Here is a 16,186-nt window from a genome sequence, read left to right as displayed (position 1 = left end):
ATCGGCGCGGCGCGGTGGGTTGGAAACCCACCCTCCGGGAGATGTGCAGGTCGGTGTTTCGGGCCGCCTTAGGGTGGGTTTCCAACCCACCGCGCCATCCCTGGAACACCTCCGGGCCGAACCCGAGCCGGCCACCTGCCTCATCCGACCGTCACCTCTCCGAACCGCGCCGCGCCGCCCTCTCCCTCGGCCAGCAGCGCAAAGGATACCCCGGTGAACCACTCGCAACTCTCCGCCGACAGGAGCCGCGCCGCGCCTTCGCCCAGCACCTCCCAGCCCTCGGGCCGGGCCAGGAGGAACCGGTACCGCTCCGGCCCCGCCTCGATCCTGATCCGCAAGGGTCCGCCCGGGTCTCTTGCCTCCGCCGCCGTCGCCAGGTCGTCCACCTGGCGCGCGAAAACGAGGCTGCCCCCCGTCCGCCGGAGCGCATACCAATGCGCGGCATTGGCGAAGACCGCGACGCCCGTGGCGCCCCCGGCCTCCGGCACAGGCACCCATGCCTCGAACGCCTGCACCGGCTCGCTCTGCGGCAGGAGAACCGCGCCGCCGCCGTGCAGCACGCCAAGCCCCGCACCGCAAGGCAGCAGCACATCCGCTCCGTCCAGCTCCAGCGCCTCGTCCCACTGACCGAGCGACCGCCACCCCTGCCCCCAGAGACCGGCGGGCGACCGAACCGCTCCGCCGGTCTCCGGCGAGCGCGCGGCCTCCATCCCGGTCTCCAGCTCTCCGCCGGCGCCGATCACCGGCCAGCCGTCCCGCCACTCCACGGGCGCCAGCATCGTCTCCCGGCCCAGCAGATGATGCTGCCCGCGTTTTCGCACCCCCAGCGCCAGCGCCCACCAGCCGCCCGAGGCATCCTCCACCAGCTCCGCATGGCCCAGGGTTTGCAGCGGGTGCATCACCCGGTGGCGGTGGGTCAGAACGGGGTTCCACGGGCAGGGCTCGAACGGCCCCCAGGGGCTGCGTGACCGCGCCACGGTCTGCATGTGCCCGGCCCAGGTCCCGCCTTCGGCGGCGAAAAGGTAGTACCAGGCGCCGATCCGGTAGAGATGCGGCCCCTCGATGTCGTTCGAGCACCAGCCCCTCGGCCCCGGCGTGATCGCCCGGAGCGGCCCCAGCCGCCCCGTCCCGGGGTCGAGCACCCCCTGCACCACCGGGCCCAGGTCTCCGCCCCGCTCCAGCGAAGCGAGGTCCAGCGTGCGGCGGGTGTAGTAACAGGTCCCGTCCGCATCGAAGAAGAGCGACGGATCGAAGCCGCCGTCGTCGAGCCAGACCGCGTCCGACCAGTCGCCCGCCGGATCGCGGGCCGTCAGAAGGAAATTCCCCTGCCCTTCCGCCACGTTCGTGCAGACGAGGTAGAAGACGCCGCGATGATGCCGCAGCGTGGGCGCGAAGAGGTCGAGTGCCCCCGCCTTCCCGTCGCGGCGATACTGCGCGGGCCGCGTGACCGCGCCGCCCATGGGTACCCAGTCGCGAAGGTTCACCGAATGCCAGAGCCGGATGCCCGGCAGGTGATCGAAGGTCGAGGTGGCCAGCCAGTAGTCCCGCCCCACCCGGATCACCGACGGGTCGGGCGCCAGCCCCCTTACCACCGGGTTCTCCCAGCGGAAGACCGCCACCTCAGCCCTGGCCGCCGTCGCGGATGATCGCCTCCACCTCGGCCCGGACCGAGGCGATGATGTCGAGGACAGCCCGCTCCGCCGCGTCGCCGTCGCCGGCCACCACGGCGTCCGACAGCGGCCCGTGATAGCTGAAACTGTCGAGCCCGAAGGCCGCGCGGTTGAAGGGCGAGTCCGCCGCCCGCTCGAAGGCCTGGTCGAGATAGGTCAGGATCTGGGTGAACATCGGGTTGGCAGAGGCATCGGCGATGGCGGTGTGAAAGGCGATATCCGCCTCGCGGTAGTTCTCGCCCCGCGCCACAATCTCCAGCAGCACCCCGCAAAGCCGCGCGATCTCGGCCTTCTGGCCCTTCGTCCCCCTCTCGGCGGCGAGCCGCGCCACCTGCGTCTCGAGCGTCGAGCGCACCTCGAGGAGCCGCAGGACCGCAGCCCCCTCGAGGCGCACGTCCGGGTCCACCGGCCCGCCCGGCGCAGGGATGGGCGCCACGAGGAACGTCCCGATACCCCTCCGCCGCCGGATCAGCCCCAGACCCTCCCAGCGGTTCAGCGCCTCGCGCATGGTGGACCGGCCCACGCCCAGCTGCTGCGCCATCTGCACCTCGGGCGGCAGCCGGTCGCCCACGTCGAGGCCGGAGCGGCTGACCATCTCGGCGAGCGCGTCCAGCACCTCGTGCCCCCGGGTGCGGTTCGGCAACTTGCCGAGATAGGTCAGCGGGCTGTCCGTCATCAGGCCGCCGCCGGCAGGGACAGGACATCCGCCAGAGCTTCGACCAGCAGGTCCATCTCGGCGGCCGTGTTGTAACCCTGGACCGAGACGCGCACGAAGGTGCGGCCCTTCCAGTCCATCGTCGGGATCTCGATTCCGTGCCGGTCGAGAAGCGCGTCGTGCAGCCACAGGAAATCGCAGCGCGGCACCTCCATCGACACCATCTGCGGCGCGCAGAACGCCCGCGAGGCCAGCAGCGGCAGGCCGGTCATCTGCACCACCCGCTGCGCGGTCTCCCAGGCGAGGTCCGAACAGCCGCGCACCACCTCCCACCAGTCATGCGCCCGGCGGAAAGCCAGCGCCTCGGGCACCGACAGCCAGGCCGCGGGATCGCGGGTGCCCTGCATCTCCATCGTGTCGACGAAAGCGGTGCCGCCGAAGGGCCCCGGGCCATGCCGGTCGGGCTGCCAGCCGTGGGACACGGCAAGCGGCTGCATCAGATGCTGGTGATCGGCCCGCGCATGGAGAAACCCCGCCCCCTTGGGCGACATCAGCCACTTGTGGCAGTTGCCCGCATAGAAATCCGCGTCGAGCGCGGTCAGATCGAGCTTGATCTGCCCCGGCGAATGGGCCCCGTCGATCACCGTCCAGATGTCGCGCCGGCGCGCCTCGGCCACAATCTCCTCGATCGGAAAGAGCAGCGCGGTGGGCGAGGTGATGTGGCTCAGGAACAGCACCCGCGTGCGGTCCGTCATCTTCTCCTTCAGCGCGCCGGTGAAGGCCCCGGCCGAGGTCAGCGGCAGCGGCACCTCCGCCACCACGATCCGCGCGCCGGTGCGCTGGGTCACGAAGGCCCAGGTCTTCTCCAGCGCGGCGTATTCGTGATCCGTGGTCAGGATCTCGTCGCCCTCCGACAGCGGCAGGGACCGCGCCACCACGTTCAGCGCGTGGGTCACGTTCGAGAACCCGGCCAGATCGTCGGGCCGGACGTTCAGCTCCTCGGCCAGCGCCGTCCGCGTCTCGGCCATCCAGCGTCCATAGCCGCGCTGGATGTCGAGAAAGGCCACCGGCTGCCGTTCCAGCTGCACCTGCCACTCCTGGTAGCGGGCAAAGACCGGCTTGGGGCAGGCGCCATAGGAGCCGTGGTTGAGGAAGGTCACCTCCTCGTCGAGGAGGAACAGGTCGCGCAATCCGTTGGCCATGGTCAGCGCGCCTTCATCGTGGGGTCGAGCGCGTCGCGCAGCCCGTCTCCGAAGAGAGAGGTGGCGAGCACCGTGACGGCAAGGGCCACCGTGGGGAAGACCGCGAGATGCCAGTAGAAATACATGAAGTTCATACCGTTGTTGATCATCTGCCCCCAGGAGGGCGTTGGCGGGGGTACCCCCACGCCGAGGAACGAGAGCGACGCCTCGAGCATCATGGCAAGCGGGATCGCCAGAACGAAGCCGATGATGATGGGCGAGACGGAATTCGGGATGAGATGCACCCGGATCACATAGGCCGGAGAGGCGCCGAGGGCCTGCGCTGCGCGCACGAATTCCTTCTCCTTGAACGCCTTGATCTGCGCCCGGACCAGAAGGCAGACCTGCACCCAGCCGAAGAGCGCCGCGATGGCCACGATCATCCAGAACCCGCCCCCCGTCAGCGCGCCCAGGAGCATCGCCGCCAGCAGCGGCGGGACGACCGAGAAGATCTCGATCACCCGCATGATCACCCAGTCCGTCCGCCCGCCGAAGAACCCCGCCGCCGCCCCGAGAGGAATGCCGATGACGACCGAGAACAGCGCCGCCGAGAAGCCGATCGTCAGCGACACCCGCGCGCCATAGACGATCCGGGTAAAGAAGTCGCGCCCGAGGTCATCGACCCCCATCCAGTGCTGCGCCGAGGGAAAGGCCAGCGCATCGGTGAGAAACGCCTGCGCCGTGGGCCCCGCCGGCGTGATCCAGGGCGCGAAGATCGCCATGAGCGTGATGATCCCCAGTACGGAGCCGCCGACGACCGCCGCGCGGTTGGCCAGAAACCTGCGCCAGGCGAACCAGAGCGGCCCGCGCTGCCGCTTCGCAGGCTTTGCCAGCACGGCGGCGGCGGGCGCGACGTTCGGTTCGGCGGTCATTCCTGCTTTCCTCCGTGGCGGATGCGGGGATTGAGCCACGCATAGAGGATATCGGAGATCAGGTAGGCGAGGCAGAACATCACGGTCAGCATCAGCATCAGCGCCATTTCCAGCGGATAGTCCCGCGTCCGGATCGACGAGACGAAATAGCTCCCCAGCCCCGGCACCCGGAACATCGCCTCGACGAAGATCGAGCCCGTCGCCGTGCCGATGAACATCGGCAGGAACACCGTGACCAGCGGAATGGACGAATTGCGCATGACGTGCTGGAAGACGATCTGCCGCTCGCTCAGCCCCTTGGCGCGCAGCACCGTCACGAAGGGCTTGTTGAGCGTGTCGAGCATGGCCGAGCGCATGTAGCGCGCATAGGTCGCCATGGGGATCGTTGCATAGGCCGCGATGGGCAGGATCCAGCGTTCCGGCTCCCCCCAGCCCGAGGAGGGCAGCCAGCCCAGCCAGACCGAGAACACGAGAATGAGCAGCATCGAAGTCACGAAGACAGGGATCGTCAGCCCGAGCGTGGCCACCGTGGAGGCGAGATAGTCGATCCACGAGTTCCGCTTCAGCGCCGCCGCCATGCCGAGCAGGATGCCCAGCGGCACGCCGATCAGAACGCCGAGGCCGCCGAGGACAAGACTCGGCACCCAGGCCCGGCCCAGAAGCTCGAGCACCGTCTCGCCCGGGCTCTGGAAGGGCACGCCGAAATCGAACTGCAGCACGCCCCACATGTACCTGCCGTACTGGACGTAAAGCGGCTGATCGAGGCCGTATTGCGCGTTGAGCTTCTGCCGCACCGCCTCGGGCACGGGCATGTCCCCCCCGTCGAAGGGCCCGCCGGGGATCGAGTGCATCATCAGGAAGATGATGACCGACACCACGAAGAAGGTGACCATGACCGACAGGAGCCTGCGCAGGATATAGCCCGTCATGCCGCCTCCCCCTCCAGCACGGCCGCGACCCGGTGATCCGGGCCTATCGGCATCAGCCGCGGCCCCGCACCCTCCGGCACCGGCCCCGTGACCTCGCCCCGGCGCAGCACCGGCACGTCCCGCGCGATCTCCGCGCGGTCGCGGAAGGTCCGCCTGCGCCTCTGGCGCGGGTCGAGCACCGGGATCGCGTCGAGGAGCGCGCGGGTATAGGGATGGCGCGCCGAGGTGAAGATGGCCTCCGTCGGCGCCTCCTCCACGATCCGGCCCGAGAACATCACCGCCACCCGATCACACAGCGACCGCACCACCGACAGGTCGTGGCTGATGAAGAGGATCGACAGGTCCATCTCCGCCTGCAGGTCCTGCAGCAGGTTGATGATCTGCGCCTTCACGCTCACGTCGAGCGCCGAGGTCGGCTCGTCCGCGATCAGCACCGCGGGCTCCAGGATCAGCGCCCGCGCGATGGCCACCCGCTGCCTCTGCCCGCCGGACAGCTCGTGCGCGTAGCGGCTGCCGTAGCTGCGGTGCAGCCCCACCCGCTCCAGCCAGTCGAGCGCCGCGCGATGCCGGCTCGCGCCGTCGCCGATGCCGTGGATGCGCAGGGGTTCGGCCACCACCTGCGCCAGCGTGAACATCGGGTCGAGCGCCGAATAGCTGTCCTGAAAGACGACCTGCACCCGCCTGCGCCAAGGCTTCAGCGCGGCATGGCCCAGCGCGGTCACGTCCGTGCCCTCGATCAGGATCTGCCCCTCGCTCGGCTCCAAGAGCCGCAGCGCCATCAGCCCCGTGGTGGACTTGCCCGACCCGCTCTCGCCCACAAGGCCGAGGATGCCGCCCCGGGGGAGCACGAGGTCCACGTCCGCCACCGCGCGCAGCTCCGTCACGCGGCGCCGCAGGATCCCGCCCGAGCGCAGGTGGAACCGCTTGCCGAGGCCCCGCAGCTCCAGCGCGGGCACGGCGCCCGGCGGAATGCGGTCCGGCCCGCTCACGTCAGCCTCCAGCAGGCCGCACGGCGGCCCGGACCGAGGACCGCCATCGGCGGCTCCTCCGCCGCGCACTGGGCATCCGCCTGCGTGCAGCGCGGATGGAACGGGCAGCCCTCCGGCGGGTCCGAGGGATCGGGAGAGGCGCCGGGGATCTCCGTCAGCCTGCGCCTGCCGCCCTCCTGACCCGGGATCGAGACCATGAGCGCTCGGGTATAGGGATGGCGCGGGTCCTCGAAGAGCTCCACGACCGGCGCCTCCTCCATCACCTTGCCGCCGTACATCACCACCACCCGGTCCACCGTCTCGGCCACGACGCCGAGGTCATGGGTGATCATCACGAGGCCCATGCCCATCTCGTCCTGCAGGTCCTTGATGAGCTGCAGGATCTGCGCCTGCACCGTCACGTCCAGCGCGGTCGTCGGCTCGTCCGCGATCAGCACCTGCGGCCGGCACGAGAGCGCCATGGCGATCATCGCCCGCTGCAGCATCCCCCCCGACAACTGGTGCGGATAGCTGTCCAGAATGGCCTCCGCATTCCGGATCTCCACCCGCTCGAGCAGGTCCAGCGCCTCCGCCCTTGCCGCGCGCTTCGAGGTGGCGCGGTGCGCGCGGATCGTCTCGATGATCTGGTGCCCGATGGTGAACACCGGATCGAAGGCCGTCATCGGGTCCTGGAAGATCATCGCCGCGGCCCGGCCGCGCAATTCCGTCAGCTCCTCGCGCCGGGCCTGCATCACCTCGATGCCCGCAAGCCTGAGCCGTCCCGCCTCCACCTCGGCAGGCGGCGCGCGCAGAAGCCGCATCACCGCCATCCACGACACCGACTTGCCCGATCCGCTCTCGCCCACCACGCCCAGGCTCTCGCCCGGATGGAGCGCGAGCGACACGCCACGGACGGCCCTGACGCTGCCTTCGGCCTGCGGGAAGGTCACGCGGAGGTCCTCGATCTCGACGATCGGCTGTGCCTGGGTGTCTTTCATGGGAAGGGCGTACACGCTTTCGAGGCGTTGCCGAACCCCGGCGGCATGGGAGAGACACCGCCGGGGCCGGAGTGGACCGTCGAAACCTATTCGACGGTCAGGTGAGTGTAGAAATACGGCGTCAGCCGCGACGAGGCGCTGAGACCGTTCTCCGTCGGCACCGTTGCCTCTCCCGAGATCCCGTCGGCAAAGACGAAGGTCTGGATCGGGTGCACCAGCGGGATCACCGACACGTTGTCGTAAAGCAGGATCTGCTCGGCTTCTTCGTAAAGCGCCAGCCGCTCCTCCCATTCCGACGCGGATCCGGCCTGTTCAACCAGCGCGTCGTATTCCGGCAGGCGATGGTCGTGCCGGCCGCCGCCGTAGAAGATGCCGAAGAAGTTCGACGGGTCGATGTAGTCGTACTCGTAAGGGCTCAGGAACAGGTTGTTGGTCTCTTCCGTCAGCGCCTGCATCCAGTCCTGGATCGGCATCACGCGGATGCCCATGGTGATCCCCAGGTGCTCCTCGTACTCGGCCTGCAGGTACTGCAGCATCGGCGCGGTGATGGCGCCGTTGTAGCCGCCCTGGTCGCGGTACCAGATCTCCACTTCCGGAAAGCCCTCGCCGCCCGGATAGCCGGCCTCGGCGAGAAGCTCGCGCGCACGCTCGGGGTCGAAGACGGCCTGGTCGACGATGGCCTGATTGTGCCCGGGATAGCCCGGCGGCAGGATCGAGGCGCCCGGGATCGCGAGGTCCGCGAGCACCGTCGAGGTCATCTCCTCGCGGTCCACCGCCAGCGCCAGCGCCCGGCGCACGTTCACGTCGTCGAAGGGCGGCGCGTCGAGGTCGAAGGAAATGTAGGACACCGCGAAGATCGCGTTGCGCCGGATGTTGTCGCCCATCCGTTCTTCCATGAACGGTATCTGGCCCCGGTTCAGGTAGGCAAGGCCCAGTTCCCCCGCCATGAAGGCCGGCAGTCCGACCTCCGGCTGGCCCAGCGACTGGTTCACCTCGAAGCTGTCAAGCTCGCCCGGCCACGGCCCGGTGTAGTTCGGGTTGCGGACATAGGTGATCGTGTTGTCGTTCTTTTCCCAGCTCTCGACCATGTAGGCGCCCGAGGCGACCAGCGTGTCGACGTTCACGGCGTAATCGTCGCCGTGCTCGTCCCAGACGTGCTTCGGCACCGGATACCACAGGCTCACGACGCTCGGCAGGTAGGGCTTCGGCGAGGCCGTGGTCACGGAAATTGTCCGGTCATCCACCGCCTCGATCCCGAGGGTGGAGACATCCGCCTCGCCGTTCACCACGGCGTTCCAGTTCTCGATCCCGGCGGCGAAATCCCAGTACCAGGCGAAGTCATAGCCGTCCGTCGCCGCGCGCTGCAGTGCGAAGACGTAATCCTCGGCGGTCAGCGGATGGCCGTCGGAGAACATCAGCCCTTCGCGCAGGGTGAAGGTCCAGGTCAGCCCGTCCTCCGACTGCTCCCAGCTTTCCGCACCAAGGCCGACGATCTCGAACTCCTTGTCGAAGCTGGTCAGCGGCAGCATGCTGATCTCGGGATTGCCGGCGCGCGCGTAGACCGTCTTCATGTAGTCGAAATAGGTCCCCGAGGTGCTGTCCCCCGGGAAAACCGCGTCCTGCGCCACCGCAGGCAGGGCAGGCAGCGCCACCGACATGGCAAGGCATGCGGCCACTGAACGGAATAGCTTCATGATGTCCTCCGTGTTGGATTTCCGGGGCCGCCTGCATCGGGCCGCCCGTCGTTGGTTGGGACCGAGTCTGGTCCGATGTCATAATGTCTGACATTTGACAGCAAACCGATCAAGCCTGTCGTGCGCGTCCCGGGCATCAAACCGATCGCAGCCGGATCGCGCGCCCCGCGCTGTAGGTGTCCGCCGCCGCGACGATGGCGTCGGCGTCGATCATGAAATGACGGTGCAGGTCCTCGATCGTGCCGGTCTGGCCGAAATGCTCCACCCCGAGCGGCGCCACCCGGTGCCCCGCCACGGCCCCGAGCCAGGACAGCGTCGCCGGATGCCCGTCGATCACCGTCACCAGAAGGCAATGGGCGGGCAATTCCCCTAGGAGCCGCTCGACGTGGGAGAGCCCCCCGCCCACGCGCATCCGCCCCCGCTGCGCCGCCGTCCAGCCCGCGTTCAGCCGGTCGGCCGACGTCACCGCCAGCACCGCCACTTCGCGCCGGTCCTGCCCGATCCGCCCCGCGGCCTCGATCGCCGCCGGCGCCACCGCGCCCTGGTAGGCGATCACGACCTCGGTGTTCGGCCCCGGCGGGCGCAGCCAGTAGGCCCCCCGGGTGACACCCTGGGCGAACGCCTCGTCCCGCGCGCTGCGCAGCTGCTCCAGCGGCCGGGTCGAGAGCCTGAGGTAGACCGCACCCCCCGTCTCGTCCCGGAGCCAGGTCTCCTCGTCCGGATCGCCCTCGCCACCGCGCTGCATGTAATCGAGGGCCCAGTCCATCACGACCGACAGCTCGTCCGACCACGCGGGCTCGAAGGCCGCGAGCCCGTCCTGACTCATCCCGATCAGCGGCGAGCCGACCGACTGGTGCGCCCCGCCCTCGGGGGCCAGCGTGACACCCGAGGGCGTGCCAGCGATCAGGAACCGCGCGCCCTGGTAGCAGGCGTAGTTCAGCGCATCGAGGCCGCGCGCCACGAAGGGGTCATAGACCGTCCCCACCGGCAGCAGCCTCTCGCCGAAAAGCGAATGCGACAGCCCCGCCGCGCCGAGCGCGAGGAACAGGTTCATCTCGGCGATGCCCAGTTCCACATGCTGGCCAGCGGGCGAGAACGCCCATTTCTGGGTCGACGGCACCGCCTCGCCCTTGAACACGTCCTCGCGCCCCTCCCGGGCGAAAAGCCCCCGCCTGTTGACCCAGGCGCTCAGCCCCGTCGAGACGGTCACGTCGGGCGAGAAGGAGACGATCCGGTCCGCGATCCCGCCCTTGTCGCGTGCCATCTCGCCCAGGATCTTTCCGAAGGCCCCTTGCGTCGACTGCTCCGCATCGTCGAGCCAGACCGGGCCTTCCGTGGGATAGGTCGCCGCCACATGCCGCCGCGTGCCTTTGGAGAAGAACGGCACAGTCTCGAGAAACCGCTTCAGCCCCTCCGGATCGGCCACCGTCTCGAAGGGCTCCCACTCCCGCCCCTCGCGCACCCCATGCTGCGCGCGGAAGGCCTCCATCTGCTTCGGCGTCATCAGCCCGCCGTGATTGTCCTTGTGCCCCGCGAGCGGCGTGCCCCAGCCCTTGATCGTGTAGGCAAGAAAGGCCGTGGGCCGGTCGTCCCCCTCCGCCTCGGCAAAGGCCTGCGCCATGGTCTCCACGCATTGCCCGCCGAGGTTGGTCATCAGCTCGGCCAGCGCGTCGTCGCTGCGGCGGTCCAGCAGCGCCGTCACCTCTCCCTGGTCGCCGATGTCGTCCATCAGGCGCTGCCGCCACGCGGCCCCGCCCTTGAAGGTCAGCGCGGAATAAAGATCGTTCGGACAGCCGTCGATCCACTCGCGAAGCCTCTCCCCGCCCGGCTCATCGAACGCCGCCCGCTGCAACGCGCCATGCTTCACCCGCACCACGCGCCAGCCGAAGGCGCCGAAGATGGCCTCGATCCTCTGCCACAGCCCCTCGCGCACCACGCCGTCGAGCGACTGCCGGTTGTAGTCGATCACCCACCAGACGTTGCGCAGGTCGTGCTTCCACCCCTCCTGAAGGCATTCGTAGACATTGCCCTCGTCGAGCTCGGCATCGCCCACGAGCGCCACCATCCGCCCCTCGGCCCCCTGCCCCCAGCCATGGCCGCGGATGTAGTCCTGCACCAGCGACGCGAACGCCGTGATCGCCACGCCAAGCCCCACGGACCCTGTGGAGAAATCCACGTCGTCCGTGTCCTTCGTGCGGCTGGGGTAGCTCTGCGCACCGCCGAAGGCGCGGAAGGCCTCCAGCTTCTCCCGCGTCTGGTTGCCCATGAGATACTGCATCGCATGAAACAGCGGCGCGGCATGGGGTTTGACCGCCACCCGGTCCTGCGGTTTCAGCCGGTCGAAATAGAGCGCCGTTAGGATCGACACCATCGAGGCGCAGGACGCCTGGTGTCCGCCCACCTTCACGGCGCCCTCCCCCTTCGGACGGATGTGGTTCGCGTTGTGGATCGTCCAGGACGACAGCCACAACAGCCGCCGCTCGATCTCCTTCAGCGCCGCGATCCGGTCCATGCGAAACCCTCCGTTGTCGCCCCCAGCAAAGCCCGGGCCCGCGCCTCAGTCCAGCGCCATCATGCCCTTGAAGAACGCGTCCCTCACGTCGAGCAGCACCTCGTCCAGCTCCCGCGCCTCGGGCCCGCAGAGCCAGGCCATCACGCTCGCCGGCACCATTGGGTGCACCAGATCGCCCTGCGGGATCTTGCTGATCGGGTTCAGCCCGGCCGCGCGGATCGCGCCCTGCATCGCGGTGTCCGTCGGCGGAATGCCGATGAAGAAGACCTGCACGCCCGTCTCCTTCAGCTCCATCGCGGTCATCAGGCTCAGCATCCGCGCCCCCGCCTTCGAACTGCAGTAGGCCGTCCAGCCCTCCATCGGCGTCGACGCGGCGCCGGTCCCGGCGTTCACCACGACGCCCTTCGCCTTCTCCAGCAGCGGCAGCGCCGCCACCGTCATCCGGTGCACGCCCAGCACGTTCACCTCGAAGGCGGGCCGCAGCGCGTCCGTGTCCAGCTCGCGCAGCGGCCCGATGGGCGAGATCACGCCGGCGTTGTTCACCAGCGCGTCGAGCCGCCCGGCCTCCTCGCCGATCCGCAGCATGGCCGCATCGACCTGTGTCTGGTCGGTGACGTCGAGGCCGATGCCATGGGCTCCCGAGGGTGCGACATCCCCGTCCACATGCCCCGCATAGACCGTGGCGCCCCTCTCCACGAGCAGCTCGGTCAGCGCATGACCGATCCCCCTCCCTGCGCCGGTCACGAGGATCACCTTGCCGCTGAGGTCCGGAACCGGAACGGGCGCGAGATTGAACATGGGGACTTGACCTCCTGAATGGCAGCGTAGTTAATTGGCCTGACCAATTTGATACCGAGGCCACCCCGGCGTGTAAACTCCGAAGGCGCGGCCCGACACGACAGGGAGGAGCGCGGATGCACCGCGTGGATACGGTCGAGGCGATTCCGGTCGCCTATCCCGACCCGAACGATTTCGACACGATCCGCCGCACGGTGCTGGTCAAGGTCACCACCGACAGCGGCATCACCGGCTGGGGCGAATGCATCGCCATGTGGCCCGAGGCCTGCAAGGCGGTCGCCCTCGTCATCCACGAGGGCCTCTGGCCCGTCGTAAAGGGCCTCGACGCTACCGACACGGACACCGCCTGGACGACCATGCGCCGCCATATCTGGTGGTACGGCGAGGGCGGCATCGCCTCCATGGCGCTCTCGGGCGTCGACATGGCGCTCTGGGACATCGCCGGAAAGGCCGCGGGCAAGCCGATCCACGAGCTTCTGGGCGGGCTCAGGCACGAGAAACTCCTCGCCAACGCCTCGACCCACGTCAACAAGGACGGCATCCCCGCCTGCGTGGCCGAGGTCGAAAGCTTCTTCGAGGCGGGCTTCCGCTCCACGAAGCTCGGCTTCGGCAAGAAGGGCCTGTCGAACATCGGCGGCGATCCCGACCGCGACGTGTCCTTCGTCAAGGCCCTGCGCGAGGCCTTGGGCGACGAGGCCGAAATCCTCATCGACATCGGCAACGGCGTGCGCTGGGACGTGGACACCGCCATCGACGTGGCCAACCGCATGGGCGAATACCGCATCGGCTGGTACGAGGAGCCCCTCTACGTCACCGACGACGCGGGCTACCGCAAGCTCAAGGCCTCCACCCAGGTCCGCATCGCGTCGGGCGAGCGCGAGTTCACCGAGGCCGGCTACCGCCGCCAGATGGAATTCGTGCAGGCCGTCGACGTCTACGGCGTCGATCCCGCCCGGGTCGAGGGGATCACCGGCTTCCGCCGGGTGGACGCGCTCTGCACCGAGCATGGCAAGACGATCAACGCCCACGCCTGGTCCACCGCCATCACCACCGCGGCCTCGCTACACCTGTCGCTCGCCTCGCCCAATGCCGAGATCTTCGAATACAAGCCCCTGCCCGTCATCGTGCAGGACGAGCTCGTGGCCGAGAAGCTCTGGCACAAGGACGGCTGGGCGTATCCCCTCACCGGCCCCGGCCTCGGCATCGAGGTGCAGGAGGACGTTGTGGAGCGCATCCGCGACCGATGACCCGCCAGCCCACATATCGCGAGGGCCTGACCGAGGAGGCCATCCGCGCGCCGGGCTTCTCCACGCCCTGGGACGCGCCGATGGTGCCGCCCTATCCGTTCACCTTCCGCAACGCGACGATCCTCACCGTCTACTGGCGCACCGACCCCGCCGCCATCGCGCGGCTTCTCCCGCCGCCGCTCGAGCCCACGGGCGACGTCGCCTGCGCCCATATCTACCGCATGGCCGATACCGACTGGCTCGGCCCCTACGGCGAGATGAACGTCATGGTCGGCGCCCGCCTCGGCGCGCGCGCGGGCGGCTATTCTCCCTATCTCGCCCTCTCCTCGGACATCGGCGTCGCCCACGGGCGCGAGATGCACGGCCAGCCGAAGAAACTCGCCGAGCCGGTGATCGAGTATCGCGGCGATCTCGTCGTGGGCCGCGTCACCCGCAACGGCATCGACGTTCTGACTGCCACCACCCCCTACAAGCAGCGCGCGGTGGGCGCGGAGGCGATCAAGCCCCATTTCGACTTCGCCACCAACCTCAACCTCAAGGCGCTGGACCAGATCGACGGCAGGCCCCTCGTGCGCCAGCTCACCTCACGCCGCCTCTCGGACGTGACCGTCCACGAGGCCTGGGAAGGCCCCGCCACGGTGGAGCTGCGCCCCAATGCCCAGCTTCCCGTCCACCGCCTGCCGGTGCTGGAGGAGCTCGAAGCGATCCTCTGGCGCGCCGATTTCACGCTCGTCCCCGGCGAGATCGTCCACGACTACATGGAGGCCGCGCCATGAAGGTCGTCGTCACCGACTACACCTTTCCCAGTCTCGACGCAGAGGAAGCCGCCGCCCGCGCCGCGGGGGCCGACTTCTCCACCCACCAGGCCAAGACGGCGGAGCAGGTGGCCGAGGCCGTGGCGGGCGCAGCCGTGGCCGTCGTCCAGTTCGCCCCCTTCGGCCCCGCTGCCGCAGCCGCCGTCAAACCCGGTGCCACCGTGATCCGCTACGGCGTCGGTTACGACAATATCGACCTCGCCGCCGCCGCCGCTCACGGGCTGAAGGTGGGCTATGTCCCCGACTACTGCACCGACGAGGTGGCCGAGCACACCGTCGCCGCCGCCCTGACCCTGCTGCGCAAGCTGCCCAGCCTCGACGCCTCCGTCCGGGGCGGCGTCTGGGCCGCGGTCAAGGTCGCCAAGCCCTTGAAACCGTTCCAAGAGACCACCTTCGGCTTCTTCGGCCTCGGCCAGATCGGCCGGGCGGTCCTCGCCCGCCTCACCGGCTTCGGCTTCCGCCTCATCGCCGCCGATCCGGGGCTCTCCCCCTCCGACGCCAAAGCCCTCGGCGTCACGCCCGTCGATGCCGACACGCTCTTCCGCACCGCCGATATCGTCACGCTCCACGCGCCGCTTCTGCCCGCCACCAAGGGCTTCGTCGACGCCGCGCGCCTCGCCACGATGCAGCCCCACGCGATGATCGTGAACTCCGCCCGGGGGTCGCTGGTGAACGAGGCCGACCTCGCCGAGGCGCTGAAACGGGGCACGATCGGCGGCGCGGCGCTCGACGTCTTCGCCACCGAACCCCTGCCCTCGGACTCGCCCCTGCGCGATGCGCCGAACATCCTCCTGACCCCTCACGCCGCATGGTATTCCGAGGCCGCCATCGGCCGCCTCCAGGGCCTCGTGGCCGAGGACATCGCCCGCGCCCTGCAAGGGCTCCCGCCCCGCAAACCCGTTCCCGACATGCCGAAGGACCCCACATGAAACTCCTCCGCATCGGCGCGCCCGGCGCCGAAAAGCCCGCCCTTCTCGACGCCTCCGGAAAGCCGCGCGACCTCTCCGCCCATGTCTCAGACATCGCCGGCGACACGCTCTCCGACGCCGGCCTCGAGCGCCTGCGCGCCCTCGACCCCGAAAGCCTGCCGCTCGTGGACGAGACCGCCCGCATCGGCCCCTGCGTCGGCCATATCGGCAAGTTCATCTGCATCGGCCTCAACTATTCCGACCACGCGGCCGAGACCGGCGCCGAGCCGCCCCCCGAGCCGATCCTCTTCTTCAAGGCGACCTCCGCCGTCGTCGGCCCGAACGATGACGTCCTTATCCCCCGCAACAGCCGGAAAACGGACTGGGAGGTGGAGTTGGGCGTCGTAATCGGCAAGGAAGCACGCTACATCACCGAGGCCGACGCGATGGACCACGTCGCCGGCTACTGCGTCATCAACGACGTGTCGGAACGCGAATTCCAGATCGAGCGCGCGGGCCAGTGGGTCAAGGGCAAGTCCGCCGACACCTTCGGCCCCACCGGCCCCTGGCTCGTCACCCGCGACGAGGTGCCCGATCCGCAGGCCCTCAGGATGTGGCTCGAGGTGGACGGCCACCGCTACCAGGACGGCACCACCGCCACCATGATCTTCGGCGTGGCGCACCTCGTCTCCTACATCTCGCAATTCATGTCCCTGCAGCCCGGCGACGTGATCTCCACCGGCACGCCGCCCGGCGTCGGGATGGGCCAGAAACCGCAGGTTTACCTTCGCGAAGGCCAGACCATGCGACTCGGCATCGAGGGTCTGGGCGAACAGCATCAGAAGGTCGCTCAGGCCTGACGGGATTCGCCCGGGGGGA

The 16,186-nt window shown here is 69.2% G+C and carries 14 protein-coding genes; 4 read left to right on the top strand and 10 right to left on the bottom strand.

What is annotated here, in order from left to right; genetic code table 11:
- Window positions 1-140: 140 nt before the first annotated feature.
- From EAT49_RS19085 to EAT49_RS19040, 10 genes are all read right to left on the bottom strand, one after another.
- A complete protein-coding gene (locus EAT49_RS19085) occupies window positions 141-1,592 on the bottom strand; it encodes a glycoside hydrolase family 43 protein (RefSeq protein ID WP_185020843.1) in 1,452 nt (483 codons plus the stop codon).
- Window positions 1,593-1,620: 28 nt separating this feature from the next.
- On the bottom strand, window positions 1,621-2,346 hold the full coding sequence (locus EAT49_RS19080; RefSeq protein WP_123643905.1) for a FadR/GntR family transcriptional regulator: 726 nt from the start codon (window positions 2,344-2,346) through the stop codon (window positions 1,621-1,623).
- Window positions 2,346-3,527 carry an aminotransferase class V-fold PLP-dependent enzyme gene (locus EAT49_RS19075; RefSeq protein ID WP_123643904.1) on the bottom strand — a complete coding sequence of 394 codons (1,182 nt, stop codon included), beginning with the start codon at window positions 3,525-3,527 and terminating at the stop codon, window positions 2,346-2,348. Before EAT49_RS19075 ends, EAT49_RS19080 begins: the two co-directional genes overlap by 1 nt.
- A gap of 2 nt (window positions 3,528-3,529) precedes the next feature.
- The gene (locus EAT49_RS19070; RefSeq protein WP_123643903.1) at window positions 3,530-4,438 is read right to left on the bottom strand and encodes an ABC transporter permease; all 909 of its coding nucleotides are present in this window, start codon (window positions 4,436-4,438) and stop codon (window positions 3,530-3,532) included.
- Window positions 4,435-5,367: an ABC transporter permease gene (locus tag EAT49_RS19065; RefSeq protein WP_123643902.1), complete on the bottom strand. Its 933-nt coding sequence runs from the start codon at window positions 5,365-5,367 to the stop codon at window positions 4,435-4,437. Before EAT49_RS19065 ends, EAT49_RS19070 begins: the two co-directional genes overlap by 4 nt.
- On the bottom strand, window positions 5,364-6,356 hold the full coding sequence (locus EAT49_RS19060; protein ID WP_123643901.1) for an ATP-binding cassette domain-containing protein: 993 nt from the start codon (window positions 6,354-6,356) through the stop codon (window positions 5,364-5,366). The genes EAT49_RS19065 and EAT49_RS19060 overlap by 4 nt, the downstream gene beginning before the upstream one ends.
- Window positions 6,353-7,333, bottom strand: a complete 981-nt coding sequence (locus tag EAT49_RS19055; protein ID WP_123643900.1) for an ABC transporter ATP-binding protein — start codon at window positions 7,331-7,333, stop codon at window positions 6,353-6,355. Before EAT49_RS19055 ends, EAT49_RS19060 begins: the two co-directional genes overlap by 4 nt.
- Before the next feature lie 86 nt (window positions 7,334-7,419).
- Window positions 7,420-9,027 carry a peptide ABC transporter substrate-binding protein gene (locus EAT49_RS19050; protein WP_123643899.1) on the bottom strand — a complete coding sequence of 536 codons (1,608 nt, stop codon included), beginning with the start codon at window positions 9,025-9,027 and terminating at the stop codon, window positions 7,420-7,422.
- Window positions 9,028-9,163: 136 nt separating this feature from the next.
- Window positions 9,164-11,539 carry a transketolase gene (locus EAT49_RS19045; protein ID WP_123643898.1) on the bottom strand — a complete coding sequence of 792 codons (2,376 nt, stop codon included), beginning with the start codon at window positions 11,537-11,539 and terminating at the stop codon, window positions 9,164-9,166.
- A 45-nt stretch (window positions 11,540-11,584) separates the two neighbouring features.
- Window positions 11,585-12,337, bottom strand: coding sequence for an SDR family NAD(P)-dependent oxidoreductase (locus EAT49_RS19040; protein WP_123643897.1), 753 nt, complete (start codon window positions 12,335-12,337; stop codon window positions 11,585-11,587).
- A 116-nt stretch (window positions 12,338-12,453) separates the two neighbouring features.
- Between EAT49_RS19040 and EAT49_RS19035 the strand changes: the two genes are divergently transcribed.
- Genes EAT49_RS19035 through EAT49_RS19020 form a run of 4 tightly spaced genes read left to right on the top strand, consistent with a single transcriptional unit; the run spans window position 12,454 to window position 16,167 of the window.
- Window positions 12,454-13,584, top strand: a complete 1,131-nt coding sequence (locus EAT49_RS19035; RefSeq protein ID WP_123643896.1) for a mandelate racemase/muconate lactonizing enzyme family protein — start codon at window positions 12,454-12,456, stop codon at window positions 13,582-13,584.
- Window positions 13,581-14,360 carry an acetoacetate decarboxylase family protein gene (locus EAT49_RS19030; protein WP_123643895.1) on the top strand — a complete coding sequence of 260 codons (780 nt, stop codon included), beginning with the start codon at window positions 13,581-13,583 and terminating at the stop codon, window positions 14,358-14,360. Before EAT49_RS19035 ends, EAT49_RS19030 begins: the two co-directional genes overlap by 4 nt.
- On the top strand, window positions 14,357-15,328 hold the full coding sequence (locus EAT49_RS19025; RefSeq protein ID WP_123643894.1) for a C-terminal binding protein: 972 nt from the start codon (window positions 14,357-14,359) through the stop codon (window positions 15,326-15,328). The genes EAT49_RS19030 and EAT49_RS19025 overlap by 4 nt, the downstream gene beginning before the upstream one ends.
- A complete protein-coding gene (locus EAT49_RS19020) occupies window positions 15,325-16,167 on the top strand; it encodes a fumarylacetoacetate hydrolase family protein (protein ID WP_123643893.1) in 843 nt (280 codons plus the stop codon). The genes EAT49_RS19025 and EAT49_RS19020 overlap by 4 nt, the downstream gene beginning before the upstream one ends.
- Window positions 16,168-16,186: the final 19 nt, after the last annotated feature.

The sequence above is a fragment of the Histidinibacterium lentulum genome (genome assembly GCF_003789055.1).
Taxonomy (GTDB): domain Bacteria; phylum Pseudomonadota; class Alphaproteobacteria; order Rhodobacterales; family Rhodobacteraceae; genus Oceanicola; species Oceanicola lentulus.
Note: the sequence above shows the minus strand (reverse complement) of the source record. Positions and strands in the feature narration are given on the sequence as shown.